General features: G+C 69.0%; 27 protein-coding genes. 20 read left to right on the forward strand and 7 right to left on the reverse strand.

Annotated features, from left to right (window positions below; translation table 11 throughout):
* Nucleotides 1-164 precede the first annotated feature (164 nt).
* The 7 genes from G6N49_RS03405 (at nt 165) to G6N49_RS03430 (ending at nt 4679) form a co-directional block, all read left to right on the forward strand.
* On the forward strand, nt 165-389 hold the full coding sequence (locus tag G6N49_RS03405; protein WP_011856359.1) for a MerR family transcriptional regulator: 225 nt from the start codon (nt 165-167) through the stop codon (nt 387-389).
* A gap of 136 nt (nt 390-525) precedes the next feature.
* Nucleotides 526-2289 carry an AAA family ATPase gene (locus tag G6N49_RS29680; protein WP_011856358.1) on the forward strand — a complete coding sequence of 588 codons (1764 nt, stop codon included), beginning with the start codon at nt 526-528 and terminating at the stop codon, nt 2287-2289.
* Nucleotides 2290-2411: 122 nt separating this feature from the next.
* Nucleotides 2412-2552 (forward strand): hypothetical protein, encoded by a 141-nt coding sequence (locus G6N49_RS03415; RefSeq protein WP_163647394.1) that lies wholly within the window; start codon nt 2412-2414, stop codon nt 2550-2552.
* Nucleotides 2553-2872: 320 nt separating this feature from the next.
* On the forward strand, nt 2873-3376 hold the full coding sequence (locus G6N49_RS03420) for a hypothetical protein (RefSeq protein WP_234809672.1): 504 nt from the start codon (nt 2873-2875) through the stop codon (nt 3374-3376).
* A complete protein-coding gene (locus tag G6N49_RS03425) occupies nt 3373-3807 on the forward strand; it encodes a hypothetical protein (RefSeq protein ID WP_011856356.1) in 435 nt (144 codons plus the stop codon). Before G6N49_RS03420 ends, G6N49_RS03425 begins: the two co-directional genes overlap by 4 nt.
* On the forward strand, nt 3804-3956 hold the full coding sequence (locus G6N49_RS29170; protein ID WP_165760735.1) for a hypothetical protein: 153 nt from the start codon (nt 3804-3806) through the stop codon (nt 3954-3956). Before G6N49_RS03425 ends, G6N49_RS29170 begins: the two co-directional genes overlap by 4 nt.
* Nucleotides 3957-3989: 33 nt before the next feature.
* Nucleotides 3990-4679 carry a recombinase family protein gene (locus G6N49_RS03430; protein ID WP_011856355.1) on the forward strand — a complete coding sequence of 230 codons (690 nt, stop codon included), beginning with the start codon at nt 3990-3992 and terminating at the stop codon, nt 4677-4679.
* Nucleotides 4680-4724: 45 nt separating this feature from the next.
* On the opposite strand, the gene G6N49_RS03435 is transcribed toward G6N49_RS03430, so the two are convergent.
* From G6N49_RS03435 to G6N49_RS03450, 4 genes are all read right to left on the reverse strand, one after another.
* Nucleotides 4725-5372, reverse strand: coding sequence for a hypothetical protein (locus G6N49_RS03435; protein ID WP_163647395.1), 648 nt, complete (start codon nt 5370-5372; stop codon nt 4725-4727).
* A gap of 22 nt (nt 5373-5394) precedes the next feature.
* Complete coding sequence (locus G6N49_RS03440) at nt 5395-5790, reverse strand: hypothetical protein (RefSeq protein WP_083045392.1); 396 nt, start codon at nt 5788-5790, stop codon at nt 5395-5397.
* Nucleotides 5791-5931: 141 nt separating this feature from the next.
* Nucleotides 5932-6576, reverse strand: coding sequence for a cation diffusion facilitator family transporter (locus G6N49_RS03445; RefSeq protein ID WP_011856352.1), 645 nt, complete (start codon nt 6574-6576; stop codon nt 5932-5934).
* Nucleotides 6576-6932 (reverse strand): ArsR/SmtB family transcription factor, encoded by a 357-nt coding sequence (locus G6N49_RS03450; RefSeq protein ID WP_011856351.1) that lies wholly within the window; start codon nt 6930-6932, stop codon nt 6576-6578. The genes G6N49_RS03445 and G6N49_RS03450 overlap by 1 nt, the downstream gene beginning before the upstream one ends.
* 85 nt (nt 6933-7017) lie before the next feature.
* Between G6N49_RS03450 and G6N49_RS03455 the strand changes: the two genes are divergently transcribed.
* The 5 genes from G6N49_RS03455 (at nt 7018) to G6N49_RS03470 (ending at nt 9507) form a co-directional block, all read left to right on the forward strand.
* Nucleotides 7018-7614 (forward strand): class I SAM-dependent methyltransferase, encoded by a 597-nt coding sequence (locus G6N49_RS03455; RefSeq protein WP_011856350.1) that lies wholly within the window; start codon nt 7018-7020, stop codon nt 7612-7614.
* 132 nt (nt 7615-7746) lie between these two features.
* Nucleotides 7747-7980, forward strand: a complete 234-nt coding sequence (locus G6N49_RS03460; protein WP_041925108.1) for a hypothetical protein — start codon at nt 7747-7749, stop codon at nt 7978-7980.
* Complete coding sequence (locus G6N49_RS29390; RefSeq protein WP_235679489.1) at nt 7977-8351, forward strand: hypothetical protein; 375 nt, start codon at nt 7977-7979, stop codon at nt 8349-8351. Before G6N49_RS03460 ends, G6N49_RS29390 begins: the two co-directional genes overlap by 4 nt.
* Nucleotides 8279-8695 (forward strand): hypothetical protein, encoded by a 417-nt coding sequence (locus G6N49_RS29395; protein ID WP_235679490.1) that lies wholly within the window; start codon nt 8279-8281, stop codon nt 8693-8695. Before G6N49_RS29390 ends, G6N49_RS29395 begins: the two co-directional genes overlap by 73 nt.
* Nucleotides 8692-9507, forward strand: a complete 816-nt coding sequence (locus G6N49_RS03470; protein WP_011856347.1) for a hypothetical protein — start codon at nt 8692-8694, stop codon at nt 9505-9507. Before G6N49_RS29395 ends, G6N49_RS03470 begins: the two co-directional genes overlap by 4 nt.
* Before the next feature lie 539 nt (nt 9508-10046).
* On the opposite strand, the gene G6N49_RS29810 is transcribed toward G6N49_RS03470, so the two are convergent.
* From G6N49_RS29810 to G6N49_RS03485, 3 genes are all read right to left on the reverse strand, one after another.
* Nucleotides 10047-10286, reverse strand: coding sequence for a hypothetical protein (locus tag G6N49_RS29810; RefSeq protein ID WP_407665035.1), 240 nt, complete (start codon nt 10284-10286; stop codon nt 10047-10049).
* Nucleotides 10287-10427: 141 nt separating this feature from the next.
* Entirely contained in the window at nt 10428-11072 is a 645-nt protein-coding gene (locus tag G6N49_RS03480; protein ID WP_011856352.1) for a cation diffusion facilitator family transporter, read from the reverse strand.
* On the reverse strand, nt 11072-11428 hold the full coding sequence (locus G6N49_RS03485; RefSeq protein ID WP_011856351.1) for an ArsR/SmtB family transcription factor: 357 nt from the start codon (nt 11426-11428) through the stop codon (nt 11072-11074). Before G6N49_RS03485 ends, G6N49_RS03480 begins: the two co-directional genes overlap by 1 nt.
* 85 nt (nt 11429-11513) lie before the next feature.
* On the opposite strand from G6N49_RS03485, the gene G6N49_RS03490 reads away from it, so the two are divergent.
* The 8 genes from G6N49_RS03490 to G6N49_RS03530 all read left to right on the forward strand — a co-directional run bounded on the left by G6N49_RS03490 (nt 11514) and on the right by G6N49_RS03530 (nt 17087).
* Nucleotides 11514-12110, forward strand: coding sequence for a class I SAM-dependent methyltransferase (locus tag G6N49_RS03490; RefSeq protein ID WP_011856350.1), 597 nt, complete (start codon nt 11514-11516; stop codon nt 12108-12110).
* A gap of 132 nt (nt 12111-12242) precedes the next feature.
* Complete coding sequence (locus G6N49_RS03495; RefSeq protein WP_041925108.1) at nt 12243-12476, forward strand: hypothetical protein; 234 nt, start codon at nt 12243-12245, stop codon at nt 12474-12476.
* A complete protein-coding gene (locus G6N49_RS29750) occupies nt 12473-14002 on the forward strand; it encodes a hypothetical protein (RefSeq protein WP_322790257.1) in 1530 nt (509 codons plus the stop codon). Before G6N49_RS03495 ends, G6N49_RS29750 begins: the two co-directional genes overlap by 4 nt.
* Before the next feature lie 5 nt (nt 14003-14007).
* Nucleotides 14008-14337, forward strand: a complete 330-nt coding sequence (locus G6N49_RS03510; protein ID WP_011856346.1) for a hypothetical protein — start codon at nt 14008-14010, stop codon at nt 14335-14337.
* A gap of 25 nt (nt 14338-14362) precedes the next feature.
* Nucleotides 14363-14920 carry a hypothetical protein gene (locus G6N49_RS03515; RefSeq protein ID WP_011856345.1) on the forward strand — a complete coding sequence of 186 codons (558 nt, stop codon included), beginning with the start codon at nt 14363-14365 and terminating at the stop codon, nt 14918-14920.
* Nucleotides 14921-14989: 69 nt separating this feature from the next.
* Entirely contained in the window at nt 14990-15259 is a 270-nt protein-coding gene (locus tag G6N49_RS03520; protein WP_011856344.1) for a hypothetical protein, read from the forward strand.
* A 38-nt stretch (nt 15260-15297) separates the two neighbouring features.
* The gene (locus tag G6N49_RS03525) at nt 15298-16788 is read left to right on the forward strand and encodes a terminase large subunit domain-containing protein (protein WP_011856343.1); all 1491 of its coding nucleotides are present in this window, start codon (nt 15298-15300) and stop codon (nt 16786-16788) included.
* A complete protein-coding gene (locus tag G6N49_RS03530) occupies nt 16785-17087 on the forward strand; it encodes a hypothetical protein (RefSeq protein WP_011856342.1) in 303 nt (100 codons plus the stop codon). The genes G6N49_RS03525 and G6N49_RS03530 overlap by 4 nt, the downstream gene beginning before the upstream one ends.
* Nucleotides 17088-17105 lie beyond the last annotated feature (18 nt).

A 17105-nucleotide genomic window follows, 5' to 3' on the forward strand; every position in this document is an offset into this window, starting at 1 on the left:
ACGCGCACAACCTAATTCGTTCGGCGTGTTCCGCGCGGAATGTGGCGAAACCCCGCGAACCCGCGCTATATTTGCGGCGTTACAGCGCGGGATTGGCCCGCCATGACCCGAGGCGTCCAACCCGGCCTCCTCGGATTACGGCGAGGTCAGAGGAGAGACCCGAAGTGTCCACCCGCACAACCACACCCACCCCCGAGTACGAATCGCTGCGATCTGCCGCCGCGCGCACCGGCTACTCGGTGTTCACGTTCCGCGAGAAGATCGCCAGCGGCGAGCTGCCCGCCTACCGGATCAGCGACAAGCCGGGCAGCGCGATGCGCGTCAAAGTCGCCGATGTCAACGCGCTGCTGCGCCCGGTCATTCCTGTGGAGATTCAGGCCGCGCGGTGAGTGGCCACACATTAAAACTCAACGCGCACATACCCGTAACGCAGTGGTGCCGCACCAGCCGCGTGCTTGGCTTCGCCCGCGATGTGCCGGTGCGGCACCACTTCCAAGGACTCCCCATCGCCGCGAAGTAGGAGACATGACCGAGAATACCTCCCCGACTGGCAAGCAGGCCGGCGCCACCGATGAGGCCACCGCCATCAACGGTCACCGCAGCCGTGCCGACGCCCTCCTCGCCGCCATGCCCGCCGACTTCGGCAAGGCCACCGCCCGGCGGCGGGCCGACGATGCGCCGCCCGCCGCCGAGGACGATGGCAAGACCGACGTAAACGGTCTGCGCCCCGGCGACGAGGGGTACCAGCCGTTCAACACCCGGGGCGCCAACGCCAAGCACGCCACCGCTGCGAAGGCGCAGGAGGCCAGCGAGAAACGGCTGAAACGGTGGGCGTCTCGCCGCTACCCGGTGTCGATTCTCGACGGGCGCACCGAGCCGTGGGCGCGCGCAATCGCCGCCGACATCGCGCGCCGCAACGCCGGGCGCGATCCGGTCAAGGACGCGCCGGACGTGATGTTCAGCGGGGACAAGGCGGTGAAGGTGGGCGCGACCGACGCCCACCTCACCGCGATGCCGGAACTGACGCCCGAAGAGATCGGCGCGTTGAAGATCGAGGCGGCGGCGATCCGCGAGTACCACCGGGCACAGGTGCGCCGGAAGGCTGCGGCGATGGCGACCCCGCGCCACCCCCTGGCCGAGGTCATCCGCCACGTCTCCGACATGGCCAACGACCCGCCGACCGGCACCCTCATCGACGGGCTGATCTACGAGCAGACGGTCACTCACTGGGTCGGCGACGGCGGCACCTACAAGACGTTCACCGTGCTCGCACTGGCGTGCTCGGTGGCGGCGGGCCGCGACTTCACCCACCAACTCAAGGTGCCGCAGAAGCACTCGGTGCTGTACTTCTGCGCCGAGCGCCGCCACTACGGCATGGGCGCGGATGTCGCCGCGTGGTGCCAGCGCGCCGGGCTCGACATCGCCAGCCTGGACCTCCTCGGTTGGGACGACGTGGTGCAATTGGCCGACGACGAGTGGATGGCCGAGTTGGTCGAGTTCGTGAAGGCGCGGGGCATCAAACTCATCGTGTTCGACACCCAGCGCAAGGCCACCAGGGGCATCGAGGAGAACTCGTCCACCGACATCGGCGCGGCGCTGGCCAACGCCCAGAAGTTGGCGATGGAGGCGAACGCGGCGGTCATCGTCATCCACCACACCGCGCGCGGCCAGGACCACGCCCGAGGGTCCAGCGTGGGGCGGGACGACACCGACGCGACGGTGGTGCAGAAGGCGACCGGCCCGAACGAGGCCGAGTTCGTCATCGACAAGCACAAATCCGAGGCCACCGGCACGCGCTACCCGGTGAAGGTCGAGAAGGTGGCCGGGACGATGCCGCCCACCGAGGGCCGAGCCGGGTACGGCTACACGACCCTGGTGGCCACCGCGCGCGACCCGCTGACGATGAACGAGACCGCCGACAAGGTGGCGGCGGCGCTGGCCCAAGACGACAAGATTCTGGTGGCGGTCGTCAACGACGCCGACGACGGCCCGCTGTCGCCTGCGGAGGTGACCCGCCGCGCCCAGGCGCGCGGGTGCGAACTCGGCAAGGACGCGGTGGGCACGCACCTCGCGCGGTTGGCCAAGGACAACTACGGGCGTCTGGTGACCCAGCACGTCAACCCGACCAACGGGCGGCGCACCTACTCGCCGAAGTCGGCTCCGCCCGACGCCGACGACACCGCCGACGTGAGCGCCGAGGTGGTGGACCTGGCGACACGGCGGCGCGGTGGGAAGTCGTCGCAGAAGGCCACCCCGAAGTCGCCGGAGACGCCGCCGCCGACCGACTGAGCGCGCAGCAAACATGCGGTCAGAGCGTCGACGTCAAACTTCGCGGCGCAGCCGCGAACTTAGCCAGCAACCCGCGAACACCTGGTCAGCGTCATTCTAAATGTTAACCACGGAGGTGAATCATGGGCGCAACGGTCACCCGGCGCGCGTCGAATATGCGTTTGCGCAGGTCAGAGCATCGCAACTTCGCGGCATCGGGTCACCGCGAAATGAGCCGCGAAATCGGGGTCCACGGCATTCGCGGCAATGCCGACGTGCTCTAAATATGCCCTCTGACCTGGGGTTCGCGTATGTTCGCGGTTTTGCCGATGAACAGTTCCCGCTTCGCGGGTGTTCGCGGCCCCGCTATAGGGATAGCGGGACGCACCCGAGAGGGCCGGGTTTGGAGGGTGGCCGTCGAAACCGAACATCGACCTCGACACCGCATCCGACGGGCGCGGTGGCGGCGGACAGTGGCGGCGGACAGTGGACCGGGCGGCGGCGGTGCGGGCGGGCGGTGGCACCGAAATGACCGCAGCCACACCACAATCCCGTAAACGTCGGGTACTGACGAAGACGGACCTAATTGCCCCACAATGGCCACATGGCCAAACCAGGACCGGCGATGAGCCGCGAGGACAGCCGCCGCCGCGCCGAGCGTGCGCGCTGGCTGCGCGGCACCGGCAAGACGTGGCAGCAGATCGCCGACTCCGAAGGGTTCCGGTCGCGGCGGGCGGCGCAGTTGGCGGTGGCCCGCCTGGTCGAGTCCGAACCCGCCGACAACCCCGCCGCGTTGCGCCGCACCGCCACCGACGGGCTGCGCATCACCAAGTCGGTGCTGTTCGCCGGTCTCGCCGAGGCGAAGCAGTCGGGCGACCACCAGGCGGTGGTGTCCTACGCCCGCGCCATCGGCGACAACATCGACAAGGACGCCAAGATCAACGGGTTGCACGTGCCCGTCGCCCAGCAGGTGGACGTGAACGTCAGCCACGACGCCACCGCCATCATCGACCGCATGGAGTCCGAACTGCTGGCGTTGGTCGCCCAGCGTGAGCAGCCGTCGGCAATCGCCAGCGGCAACGTCATCGACGCGGAGGTAATCCGATGAGCACCACCACGACCGAGGACGTCATCAAGGCGGCATCCTCAATCGCCCGCGACGTGGCCGAGGGCACGCTGTCGCCGTCGGCGTTGGAGGACCAGGCTGTCGCCGAGTTGCGCGAGATGGTCGGCACCGTCGCGGCGCCGGACGACCCCGCGTGGTCGCTGCAATGCGACATCGCCCGCCAGGTGCTCGCCCTCGACGGCATCCCCGCCGACGAGTTGGCCGAGTGGGTGGCCGTCGCGCGCCAACGGGCCGGTGAGGCGGTCGGCACGCCCGGCCCTGCCGACACCCGACCTGACCCGGTTTCACTCGTCAGCGTGGCGCACTACCCCGAGACGGCGCAGCCCGATGCCGACATCGCCCCGGCCCGACCACTACGACCCGACAGCGGCGTGGCTGGCGGGCAACACCCGGCGGAACTGACGACGACATGAAGCGCGCCGACATCGCCACGACCGCACGCCAAGTCAGGCTGATCCTCGACGCCATCGAGCGCGGGGAGTTGGAGGCCACCGCGACCGAACGCGCCCGCCTCGAAGGTGCGGCGGCGGCACTCGACGTAATGTCGGGCGGCGACTCTTAACGCAAACGGTCGTTTGCGTTATACGATGGGAGCATGACCACGCCCCGCACCCGCCGCCGTCGCGTCCAGACCGCGCCCGTCGGCACCGTCGTCGCCTACATCCGCGTGTCCACCGAGGAGCAAGCGGCCAGCGGTGCCGGGCTCGACGCGCAACGCGCCGCCATCGCCGCCGAGTGCGACCGCCGGGGCTGGACCATCGTCGGGTGGCACGCCGACGAGGGCGTCAGCGGCGGCAAGGCCATCGACGCCCGGCCCGCCCTCACCGCCGCCATCGACGCCGTGGAGTCGGCACAGGCGGCGGTGTTGATGGTGGCCAAGTCCGACCGCCTGGCCCGCAGCCTGCCCACCCTCCTCGACGTGCTCGACCGCACCCAGCGCGCGGGCGGCGTGGTCGTCGCCGTCGATGGCACGGTGGACACCAGCACGGCGGCGGGGCGGTTCACCACGCAGATCATGGGCAGCGTGGCCGAACTGGAACGCGGCCTCATCAGCGACAGGACCAAGGCGGCGTTGGCCGTCCGCAAGGCGCAGGGGGTGCGGCTCGGACGCCCGACCACCGTGCCGCCGTCGGTGGTCGAGCGCATCGCCCGCGAACGCGCCGCAGGGGCGACGTGGGCAGCCATCGCCGACAGCCTGAACGCCGACGGCACGCCGACCGGCCAGGGCGGATCGAAGTGGTTCCCGAACACGGTGGCCCGAATCCACAAGCGAGTGGCGGCGTGACTCCCACGGATAGGCAGGGAGTGCCGGGTCAACCGGCGCGCCACATCAGGAGCGCGGCGGTCCCATCATGCCGCCGGGTCCCATCATGCCGCCGGGTCCCATCATGCCGCCGGGTCCCATCATGCCGCCGGGTCCCATCATGCCGCCGGGTCCCATCATGCCTTGCATCATCGCTGGCATTCCGTCACGGACGAAGCCAGTGACCTCGCGGGCGTGTGCGCGGATCACTTCTATCAGGTTGGGATCGTCTGCCGTTTCCTCGGCAATCACTCCGGTCGGAGTGAGCGTGAGTTGGCGTCGGTAGCCGCCTGCGTTTCGGAACAGGGTCGGCAGCGTCGAGCTCATGCACATGACCTCGTCGCCCTGGCCGATATGGGAATACATGCTCGAAACGTGCGCCTGTAGTTGAGCAGTAAGGTCGGGCGAATCTGATTCGGTGGTGGTGCGCACGCCACCTGGTATTTCTTCCACCGTGCGCCTGATCTCATTGTGCCGAGCGAACATGTCCATATAGACCCGCATGTCCGCTGGCCCGCCCATCATGCCGCCGTCGCCGGGTCCGTTGGTGAGCCGGAGGTCCGGCGTCCGCGGTTCGAACACGTTGCGGATGACGTATCCAACGCCAAGAACACTGCCCGCCGCCAATGCGCCGAGTGCGGCGAGCGCCGCACGGCGATTCATCAACTGCGCCATCGTGACCTCACTACGACCAACCCTATGGCCGAGGGGTGGTCGGAGCCGTGGTCGTCGGCGTCTGCTGACCCGGCCACGCGCCGCCGGGACCCATCATGCCGCCGGGACCCATCATGCCGCCGGGTCCCATCATGCCCGGTCCCATCTGGCCGTACGGTCCCATCTGACTCGGTCCCATCATCCCCGGCTGGTGATATCCACCACGGAAATTGCCGTCTGAGTGCCTACCGATGAAAAACCCCGAGAAGAAGATCACAGCGACGATGAACACGACACCGGCGACGATGCCCACCCACACCAAAATCGAGCTCGACCTGTTGCGCCTGCCATCGTCGTAAGGCGATGGCGACTCAAAGACGCGCCGCTCCCCTACTGCTGCTGCGGCACGTTCTGTCCCGGACTCACGAGATTCGGTCATCGTCCAATCGTCGCGGACTGTCGAATCGGAGGTGTAGGGCATTTGTGCCCCTAAAGCGCGGGACAGTGTCGTCTTTGTTCAGCCGCCTCTACCCGGCGACGCGGGACTATGGTCGGTCACTCGGGTCATGGCACGGTCCGTTCAGTCGTCGTCCTCGACCAGTTCGCCCTCCCAGGCTTCCCTACCTTCGTGAATGGCGAACGCGGCGATGACGAAGCCAGCAACGGGGTCGAGCCAGGCGGCGCCGGTGAGCGCAAACAGGCCGACGCCGAGCAGCGTGGAAATGCTCAGCAGCACACAGATTTTGGTCTCGGCAGCGTCGGCGAGGATCAGGTTGTCCTTGAGCTGGGTACCGACCTTCTTCTTGGCGGCAGCCAGCACTGGCATCACGATGATCGACGCCACCAGCAGACCGATGGCCAGCGGCGAGCTTTCGGGTTCCTCGCCGCCTATCAGGCTGCGGATGCCCTCGATGGTGACGTAGCCGGCGAGCAGGAAGAACGTGCTGGCGACCAGCTTGAGGGCGATGCGCTCCTTGCGTTCATCGGCGTGGCCGTGGCGCAGCCGCGCCGACAGCCGGAGAGCGACCAGGACGGCGGCGATGGATTCGATGCCCGAGTCGATGCCGAACCCGACCACCGACACCAGCCCGGCCATCAGCCCGGCGGTGATGGCGACAGCGCCTTCGATGACGTTGTAGCCGACCGTGAACTGAGCCAGGCGCAGTCCCCGGCGGGTGAGCCGTTCGGTCTCGGCGGCGGTCAGCGTGGTGTCGGGTGTGCTCATCAGGTCGTCCTGTCGGTGCCATAGGTCGGGCAGAGGGCGACGGCGTTGCCCGTCGCGGTGAGGAGGGTTTCAGCGGACGCCAGCAGGTCGAGCAACTCGGGGCGGGCAAGCGAATAGAACATCTGCCTGCCTTCGGGGCGTCCGTTGACCAGGCCACAGTCGCGCAGGCAGGCCAGGTGCGACGAAACCGTAGATTGCGGCAGGCCGAGCGCCCGCACTAGGTCAACTACCCGTGCTTCACCGCCAGCCAGGTGGCCGACGATGGCCAGCCGGGTCGGATCGGACAGGCCGTGGAACAACGCGACCGCGCCCGCTAAGTCGTCGCGCGTGGCCGGAGGGACGCTACTACTTTTCATCGGCATTTCACGATGATAACTTCTCAACGAGATTAATCAACTTCTGCCGATGATAACGACGACAGCCGATGAGGCGAGGTATCCAATGAAGCTCAACGCCATCGAACGGGCCGCGATGAACAACCCCATCCGCGCCGCCCACCAACACCGCCGGGAAGCGGCGTGGTTCCGCCGTCTTGCCGGTGGCGACCTCGCGGGCCAAGACGTGCTCGAAGTCGGGTGCGGTCGCGGCGTCGGGGCCGAGGTCATCCTCGACCGGCTCCACGCCAACCGGGTCACCGCATTCGACCTTGACGACAGCATGGTCGAGCTTGCGCGCCGACGCCTACACAACCGTCCAGTGTCGCTCTCAGTCGGCGACGCCTGCGAGATCAAACAACCAGCCGCCAGCCAGGACACCGTGATCGACTTCGGCATCATCCACCACGTTCCGCAATGGCAGGAGGCCGTAGCCGAGATCGCCCGCGTGCTGCGCCCCGGCGGGCAACTGCTGTTCGAGGAGGTTCCGCGCCACATGCTTGAAACGTGGGCGTTCCGCACCTTCACAGTGCACCCGCGCGAGAACCGTTTCGACGCAGCCGAGTTCGCCGCCGAACTGGCCCGCCACGGTCTGCACGGCACTGCGCGGATCGAGCAACATCTCGGCGGAATGCTGTTCGTCGGTGCTGCCCGAAAGTCTTGAACCGGCCCGGCGGAGGTACGTTCAGTTTCCCGACGTTTACGGGTTATCTTCCTATCCCACAACATATTTCGGGACACGCCGACGGCGTTAGCCTCGACCGTCGGTGCACGGTCGGCGTCTATGGTCGCCACTATGCAGACCACATTCCTCACCGACCCTACGTCGCTGACCCCCGCGCAGTGGTCGGGTCGGTTGGCGGCGTACCTGGCGCGCGGTCGCGGCAACGATGACCCCGATGTCATTGCGTGTCGGGCGGCGCTGAGCTATTGGCGCGCCCGCCGCGCCATCGATGCCGAGGCGGGCCAGATCGCGCCGATCCACCTCGACGCTCTGACCGCCCGGTTGCGCGAGGCGGTGGCCCGATGACCGCCATTCAGGCCGGGGTCATGGCGCGCAACCGCACACCCGCCGCGCTCGCCGCCCAACGCCCGCAGCCGCCGCGCACGTACACCCCGTCCGAACACCGCGAGCGGCGGCGCACCGGGCTGCCCGCCGCCCACTACGACGGCACCTGGTCGCTGGCCCGCGAGATCGCCGATGTCGTCGGCCCGTTGGCGCAGCGGATCGCCGCCGACGACCGGCCCACCGGTTCATGCGCACCGCTGCCTCGGTGCCGTGGCTGGCCGAAGGCGTCCACGAGGCGGTCGGCGTCATCGTCGGGTGGGTGGCCGAGACGGATGCCCGCCGCCGCACCGCGCACCTGGCCGACGAGCCGGGCAAGCGCAAGTACGCCATGACCACATTGGTGGACCTCGCGCCGCGCCCGGCGCTGCCCGACATCGCCGACAAGGACATGGCGTCCGGTTCGTGGGCGGCGGCGGTGGTGGCGATGGCGATGGCCGTCGATGCCGCGTTCTCCGACCTGCTCGCGCACTCTCATCCGCCCAACGCCGCCGCGCTGCGTGGCCAGCCTTCCCGCTCCGACCAACTGGCGCGGCTGTTGACCCGCACCATCGACCACGCCGCCTTGGCGCTGGAACGGCGTCTCGACCGCGACGACCACGGCGACCACCACCCGACCGCCTCGACCGACGCCGACCGCGCCCGCGCCGAACTCGAATCCCTTGGAGTGACACCATGACCACCGGCCTGCCCGACTTCCCCGCGACGACCCACACCGCGATGCTGCCAACGCATTTCGAGGTTCCGGCGGTGAACCCGGCCATCCCCGGCCTCTACGCCGCGACGTTCTGGACCGAGGTGGGCGCGGGCGAGCCGTCGCGTCACCTCAACGGCGTTGAGGTCCGTGGCCCGAACTACGGCGGTGCCGACGCTTCCGGCGTGTGGGGCGCGCCGTGGTGTTCGGTCCCGCCCATCGACAACGCCGAGCGCAAGGAGGGTCAGCGTCCGCCGATCTTGGACCCGTTCGACCCGATGACGGTGTGGGCGTATGACGAGTGCGACCTGACCGAGCCATCGCGGGCCGAGGTGCAGGCGCGTGCGGCGCAGGTGTTCCGGTTGGAGGAACAGCCGACGGTGGAGCGCGAGTTCGCCGCCCGGTTGCTGGTGGACGCCGCCGACCTTCCCGGCGGCATCGCCATCCGGCCCACCCTCAAGGAGGCTGTCGCCTACCTCGAAGGTGCGATGGCCGAGACGAACACCGTGGGGTTCTTCCACATCGGCGCGCATCTGCCCGCCATCGAGGCCGCGCTGTTCGCCAAGTCGGGGACGGCCCGGCTGTCGCCGTCGGGGCACACGTGGGTCGTCGGCGGCGGGTACGTCGCCGGGCTGGGCGACACTATCGTGGCGACCAGCCAGCCGTTCGGCTGGCGCGACGAGGTGCAGGTTCGCACCGCGATTGACGAGCGGCACAACACCTTCGCCGCCCTCGCCGAACGCACCGTCCTGGTGGGTTACGAGGCTGTCGTGGCGGCGGTGACGGCGACGCCGTGACCACGATGACCGCCGAACCCGAAGCCGACACGATGACCGCCACCGAGGAATACATGCTCGAAACGTGCGCCTGTAGTTGAGCAGTAAGGTCGGGCGAATCTGATTCGGTGGTGGTGCGCACGCCACCTGGTATTTCTTCCACCGTGCGCCTGATCTCATTGTGCCGAGCGAACATGTCCATATAGACCCGCATGTCCGCTGGCCCGCCCATCATGCCGCCGTCGCCGGGTCCGTTGGTGAGCCGGAGGTCCGGCGTCCGCGGTTCGAACACGTTGCGGATGACGTATCCAACGCCAAGAACACTGCCCGCCGCCAATGCGCCGAGTGCGGCGAGCCGCACGGCGATTCATCAACTGCGCCATCGTGACCTCACTACGACCAACCCTATGGCCGAGGGGTGGTCGGAGCCGTGGTCGTCGGCGTCTGCTGACCCGGCCACGCGCCGCCGGGACCCATCATGCCGCCGGGACCCATCATGCCGCCGGGTCCCATCATGCCCGGTCCCATCTGGCCGTACGGTCCCATCTGACTCGGTCCCATCATCCCCGGCTGGTGATATCCACCACGGAAATTGCCGTCTGAGTGCCTACCGATGAAAACCCCGAGAAGAAGATCACAGCGACGATGAACACGACACCGGCGACGATGCCCACCCACACCAAAATCGAGCTCGACCTGTTGCGCCTGCCATCGTCGTAAGGCGATGGCGACTCAAAGACGCGCCGCTCCCCTACTGCTGCTGCGGCACGTTCTGTCCCGGACTCACGAGATTCGGTCATCGTCCAATCGTCGCGGACTGTCGAATCGGAGGTGTAGGGCATTTGTGCCCCTAAAGCGCGGGACAGTGTCGTCTTTGTTCAGCCGCCTCTACCCGGCGACGCGGGACTATGGTCGGTCACTCGGGTCATGGCACGGTCCGTTCAGTCGTCGTCCTCGACCAGTTCGCCCTCCCAGGCTTCCCTACCTTCGTGAATGGCGAACGCGGCGATGACGAAGCCAGCAACGGGGTCGAGCCAGGCGGCGCCGGTGAGCGCAAACAGGCCGACGCCGAGCAGCGTGGAAATGCTCAGCAGCACACAGATTTTGGTCTCGGCAGCGTCGGCGAGGATCAGGTTGTCCTTGAGCTGGGTACCGACCTTCTTCTTGGCGGCAGCCAGCACTGGCATCACGATGATCGACGCCACCAGCAGACCGATGGCCAGCGGCGAGCTTTCGGGTTCCTCGCCGCCTATCAGGCTGCGGATGCCCTCGATGGTGACGTAGCCGGCGAGCAGGAAGAACGTGCTGGCGACCAGCTTGAGGGCGATGCGCTCCTTGCGTTCATCGGCGTGGCCGTGGCGCAGCCGCGCCGACAGCCGGAGAGCGACCAGGACGGCGGCGATGGATTCGATGCCCGAGTCGATGCCGAACCCGACCACCGACACCAGCCCGGCCATCAGCCCGGCGGTGATGGCGACAGCGCCTTCGATGACGTTGTAGCCGACCGTGAACTGAGCCAGGCGCAGTCCCCGGCGGGTGAGCCGTTCGGTCTCGGCGGCGGTCAGCGTGGTGTCGGGTGTGCTCATCAGGTCGTCCTGTCGGTGCCATAGGTCGGGCAGAGGGCGACGGCGTTGCCCGTCGCGGTGAGGAGGGTTTCAGCGGACGCCAGCAGGTCGAGCAACTCGGGGCGGGCAAGCGAATAGAACATCTGCCTGCCTTCGGGGCGTCCGTTGACCAGGCCACAGTCGCGCAGGCAGGCCAGGTGCGACGAAACCGTAGATTGCGGCAGGCCGAGCGCCCGCACTAGGTCAACTACCCGTGCTTCACCGCCAGCCAGGTGGCCGACGATGGCCAGCCGGGTCGGATCGGACAGGCCGTGGAACAACGCGACCGCGCCCGCTAAGTCGTCGCGCGTGGCCGGAGGGACGCTACTACTTTTCATCGGCATTTCACGATGATAACTTCTCAACGAGATTAATCAACTTCTGCCGATGATAACGACGACAGCCGATGAGGCGAGGTATCCAATGAAGCTCAACGCCATCGAACGGGCCGCGATGAACAACCCCATCCGCGCCGCCCACCAACACCGCCGGGAAGCGGCGTGGTTCCGCCGTCTTGCCGGTGGCGACCTCGCGGGCCAAGACGTGCTCGAAGTCGGGTGCGGTCGCGGCGTCGGGGCCGAGGTCATCCTCGACCGGCTCCACGCCAACCGGGTCACCGCATTCGACCTTGACGACAGCATGGTCGAGCTTGCGCGCCGACGCCTACACAACCGTCCAGTGTCGCTCTCAGTCGGCGACGCCTGCGAGATCAAACAACCAGCCGCCAGCCAGGACACCGTGATCGACTTCGGCATCATCCACCACGTTCCGCAATGGCAGGAGGCCGTAGCCGAGATCGCCCGCGTGCTGCGCCCCGGCGGGCAACTGCTGTTCGAGGAGGTTCCGCGCCACATGCTTGAAACGTGGGCGTTCCGCACCTTCACAGTGCACCCGCGCGAGAACCGTTTCGACGCAGCCGAGTTCGCCGCCGAACTGGCCCGCCACGGTCTGCACGGCACTGCGCGGATCGAGCAACATCTCGGCGGAATGCTGTTCGTCGGTGCTGCCCGAAAGTCTTGAACCGGCCCGGCGGAGGTACGTTCAGTTTCCCGACGTTTACGGGTTATCTTCCTATCCCACAACATATTTCGGGACACGCCGACGGCGTTAGCCTCGACCGTCGGTGCACGGTCGGCGTCTATGGTCGCCACTATGCAGACCACATTCCTCACCGACCCTACGTCGCTGACCCCCGCGCAGTGGTCGGGTCGGTTGGCGGCGTACCTGGCGCGCGGTCGCGGCAACGATGACCCCGATGTCATTGCGTGTCGGGCGGCGCTGAGCTATTGGCGCGCCCGCCGCGCCATCGATGCCGAGGCGGGCCAGATCGCGCCGATCCACCTCGACGCTCTGACCGCCCGGTTGCGCGAGGCGGTGGCCCGATGACCGCCATTCAGGCCGGGGTCATGGCGCGCAACCGCACACCCGCCGCGCTCGCCGCCCAACGCCCGCAGCCGCCGCGCACGTACACCCCGTCCGAACACCGCGAGCGGCGGCGCACCGGGCTGCCCGCCGCCCACTACGACGGCACCTGGTCGCTGGCCCGCGAGATCGCCGATGTCGTCGGCCCGTTGGCGCAGCGGATCGCCGCCGACGACCGGCCCACCCGGTTCATGCGCACCGCTGCCTCGGTGCCGTGGCTGGCCGAAGGCGTCCACGAGGCGGTCGGCGTCATCGTCGGGTGGGTGGCCGAGACGGATGCCCGCCGCCGCACCGCGCACCTGGCCGACGAGCCGGGCAAGCGCAAGTACGCCATGACCACATTGGTGGACCTCGCGCCGCGCCCGGCGCTGCCCGACATCGCCGACAAGGACATGGCGTCCGGTTCGTGGGCGGCGGCGGTGGTGGCGATGGCGATGGCCGTCGATGCCGCGTTCTCCGACCTGCTCGCGCACTCTCATCCGCCCAACGCCGCCGCGCTGCGTGGCCAGCCTTCCCGCTCCGACCAACTGGCGCGGCTGTTGACCCGCACCATCGACCACGCCGCCTTGGCGCTGGAACGGCGTCTCGACCGCGACGACCACGGCGACCACCACCCGACCGCCTCGACCGACGCCGACCGCGCCCGCGCCGAACTCGAATCCCTTGGTGACACCATGACCACCGGCCTGCCCGACTTCCCCGCGACGACCCACACCGCGATGCTGCCAACGCATTTCGAGGTTCCGGCGGTGAACCCGGCCATCCCCGGCCTCTACGCCGCGACGTTCTGGACCGAGGTGGGCGCGGGCGAGCCGTCGCGTCACCTCAACGGCGTTGAGGTCCGTGGCCCGAACTACGGCGGTGCCGACGCTTCCGGCGTGTGGGGCGCGCCGTGGTGTTCGGTCCCGCCCATCGACAACGCCGAGCGCAAGGAGGGTCAGCGTCCGCCGATCTTGGACCCGTTCGACCCGATGACGGTGTGGGCGTATGACGAGTGCGACCTGACCGAGCCATCGCGGGCCGAGGTGCAGGCGCGTGCGGCGCAGGTGTTCCGGTTGGAGGAACAGCCGACGGTGGAGCGCGAGTTCGCCGCCCGGTTGCTGGTGGACGCCGCCGACCTTCCCGGCGGCATCGCCATCCGGCCCACCCTCAAGGAGGCTGTCGCCTACCTCGAAGGTGCGATGGCCGAGACGAACACCGTGGGGTTCTTCCACATCGGCGCGCATCTGCCCGCCATCGAGGCCGCGCTGTTCGCCAAGTCGGGGACGGCCCGGCTGTCGCCGTCGGGGCACACGTGGGTCGTCGGCGGCGGGTACGTCGCCGGGCTGGGCGACACTATCGTGGCGACCAGCCAGCCGTTCGGCTGGCGCGACGAGGTGCAGGTTCGCACCGCGATTGACGAGCGGCACAACACCTTCGCCGCCCTCGCCGAACGCACCGTCCTGGTGGGTTACGAGGCTGTCGTGGCGGCGGTGACGGCGACGCCGTGACCACGATGACCGCCGAACCCGAAGCCGACACGATGACCGCCACCGACGACGGCATCGCCGTCTGCTGGCGCTGCGGTGGGCCGTGCCTGACCTACAAGGGATCGGTCCACGGTTGGACGTGCACGGCGTGTCTGGACGCCTACCTCGATGCGGGCGCGGCGCGGTGGGCTGTCCGCATGGCCAAGGAGCGCGAGAAGAACGCGCGGAAACTGTTGCTACGCAACGACTCAGAGTCTCCCGTGTCGGCGAACGGTCGGGGTCGGGACGGTGGTGGACCGGATGTGTTCCGCACCGCTGTCCCGGCGTCGGCCACCACCTCCGACGCGCCGCAATGACCACCACACCCGAAGGGACAGACCGATGACCGGCACCACCAATGCCCGCCGACGCCCGTTGACGATGGCCGACCTCACCACGCGCGAACGGCATCACCTCGAAGTGTGCGTTCACGAAGCGGCCCACGCCGTCGCTGGTGTCGCCCTCGGCGGCGAACTCCGCAGCGCGGTGGTGTCCAACAGTCGCGTGTGGGGTGTCGATGGTCTCGCCTCGTTCGCCGACACGCCCCACGGGCGTGACCCCGAGATCGCGTATGCGGGGCCGTGGGCGCAGGCGAAGTTCCGCGCCGGTGGCCGTGACAACCGCCCGACGCAGCGCCAGGTGTTCGCGATCCTCAACGCGGGCGGCTATAAGGACGACCGGATGCTGATCGCTTCCGGCGGCACGCATCTCGGGCACGCCGTCACCCCGCTGGTCGAGCGGACATGGCCCGCCGTCATCCGCGTGGCCCGACGGCTCTACGACACCGGGGAGGCGACCCACACTGACGTGTGCGCGGCGTTGGGCATCACCGACGGCGGCGGGCCGGGCAGTTCGCAACTCGCGGGGCTGCGGGCCGGTATGCGTCCGGTTCCCGCATGACCTAACCGACGACCACAACCACGCAGGGACTCCACCTCACCCAACGACGACACACCCGAGGAGCCCACCGTGACAACCCCCACCGCCACCCCGTCAGTTGACCCGTTCCACGACTTCTGGCTGCCGGACTACTGCCCCCGGTGCAACCCGGCGGGTCATCACGCCGACCGCTGCGTGCGCCTGGCCACCCAAACCGAGCCGGATGCCGTCACCTGGCGCGGCGGCAGAGGGTTGGTGTGCGACTACGTGTGCGACGGCTGCGGGCACCAGTGGCGGCGGGCCGACCTGTGGACCGCCGAGTGTGCCGGTTTCAATCCCAAGCAACGGAGGGCCGCGTGACCGCGACGACCGACCGCCGACGCGACCCCATCGTGTCGATGACCGCCGCCCGTGCCATCGCGTCAGCGCGCCAACGGCGGCGGCCCGCGACCCCGGCGGAATTGGCCCGGCGGCTCATTCCCGGCTACGTGGTCACCCCGGCCATCAAGCTGCTGTCCGACGAACTGGTGCGCGCGGTGGAGATGCCGGACGCCCGGCTGATCGTGACCATGCCGCCCAGGACCGGCAAGTCGGTGCTCACCTCGCAGGTGCTCCCGGTGTGGCTGCTGTCGCGCGACCCCGACGCCGAGGTCATCGTGAAGTCCTACGGCGACGCCCTGGCCGAGGAGCACAGCGCCGCCGCCCGACGGCTGATCGCCGAGAACCCCGCCGTCGTCGGCATCGAGTTGGCGGCGGACAAGCAGGCTGTCGGTCGGTGGCGGGTGGCCGGACACCGGGGCGGCATGTTGGCGGGCGGAATCCTGTCCAGCACCACCGGGTTCGGCGCGTCGGTGCTGCTGGTCGATGACCCGGTGAAGGGTGCGCAGGAGGCCGACTCGGACGCCTACCGGCGGCGGCTCACCGCCGAGTTCAAGGCCAGCCTGATGACCCGGCTGATGCCCGGCGCGTCGGCCATCGTCGTGCTCACGCGGTGGCACCCCGACGACCTCGCCGGGTCGCTGCTCGCCGAACCCGGCAGCCGGTGGCGGTGTGTGAACATCCCGGCCATCAGCACCGCCGGGGTGCCCGACGCGCTGGGCCGCGAACGCAGCGGCGTGGCTATGACCAGCGCGGTGGGGCGCACCGCCGAGCAGTTCCGCGAGATCAAGTCCGAGGTCGGGTCGCGGGCATGGGCCGCAATGTATTTGGGCACCCCCACGACGCCCGAGGGCGGGCTGATTAAGGCGGCGTGGATCGACACGTGGCGGTTGCCCGCCGCCCCGCCGGGGACGGTCAAGATCGTCGTCGGCGTGGACCCCGCCGACTCCGGCGAGGGCGACGAGACCGGCATCATCGCCGCCGCGCTGACCGCCGACGGGGTGGTGGCGCTCATCGCCGACGTGTCGGCCCGGATGACATCGGACGCCTGGGCGGTGCGCGCCGTGCAACTCGCCGCAGACGTGGGTGCGTCAGAGATCGCGGTGGAGGCGTTTGCGGCGCGGGCCACCTACACCCGGCTCGTCACCGAGGTGCTGGCCCGGTTCCGCGTGGACCGGCCCATCCGCGTCACCGGGTGGCCACCCAAGGGCACCGACCGGGGCAAGGGCGACGCTGTGGCCCGTTCCACCGGCCTGCTCGCCGCGCTGGAAACCGGACGCGCACGGGTGGCGGGGTTCCTGCCGGACTTCGAGGCGCAGGCCGTGACGTGGGAAGCCGGGCAGCACCAGCCTGACCGGGTGGCGGCGGCGGTGGTGGCCTACGACGTACTGGCCCACGCCATCACCGAACCCATCAGAATCGTCAGCCCCATGGACGTCGCCCGCCGCGCGCGGGAGGGCAAGGTGCCACCGCCGCCGCAGTGGATGACGCGCCAGATCGGTGGGCGATGACAGGCTGCATTGCCACCGCGCGCACCGTCGGCCCGTCCGGCGGCGGGGGACTGGCCAGGGCGGGCCGGGCGAAGCTGCGCACCGACTTAACCCATCCCGCGACCGCCGCGGAGCCCGCCGGTTGCTACTGCGCCCGATGCTGCCCAGAACCGTTGACCGACATCGAGGCTCAGCGCGCACTACGCCATGTGTCGAATCAGGACGCGGTGGCCTACGCGCGGGGCGACGTGACGGTGGTCCGCCTTCGCGGCTGCGACGAATGCGGTGGGTGGGTGCCGACGTTCACCGAGGTCGCCTAGTCGGCTGAGTCTTATCCG

This window comes from Mycolicibacterium monacense (assembly GCF_010731575.1).
GTDB classification, from domain to species: domain Bacteria; phylum Actinomycetota; class Actinomycetes; order Mycobacteriales; family Mycobacteriaceae; genus Mycobacterium; species Mycobacterium monacense.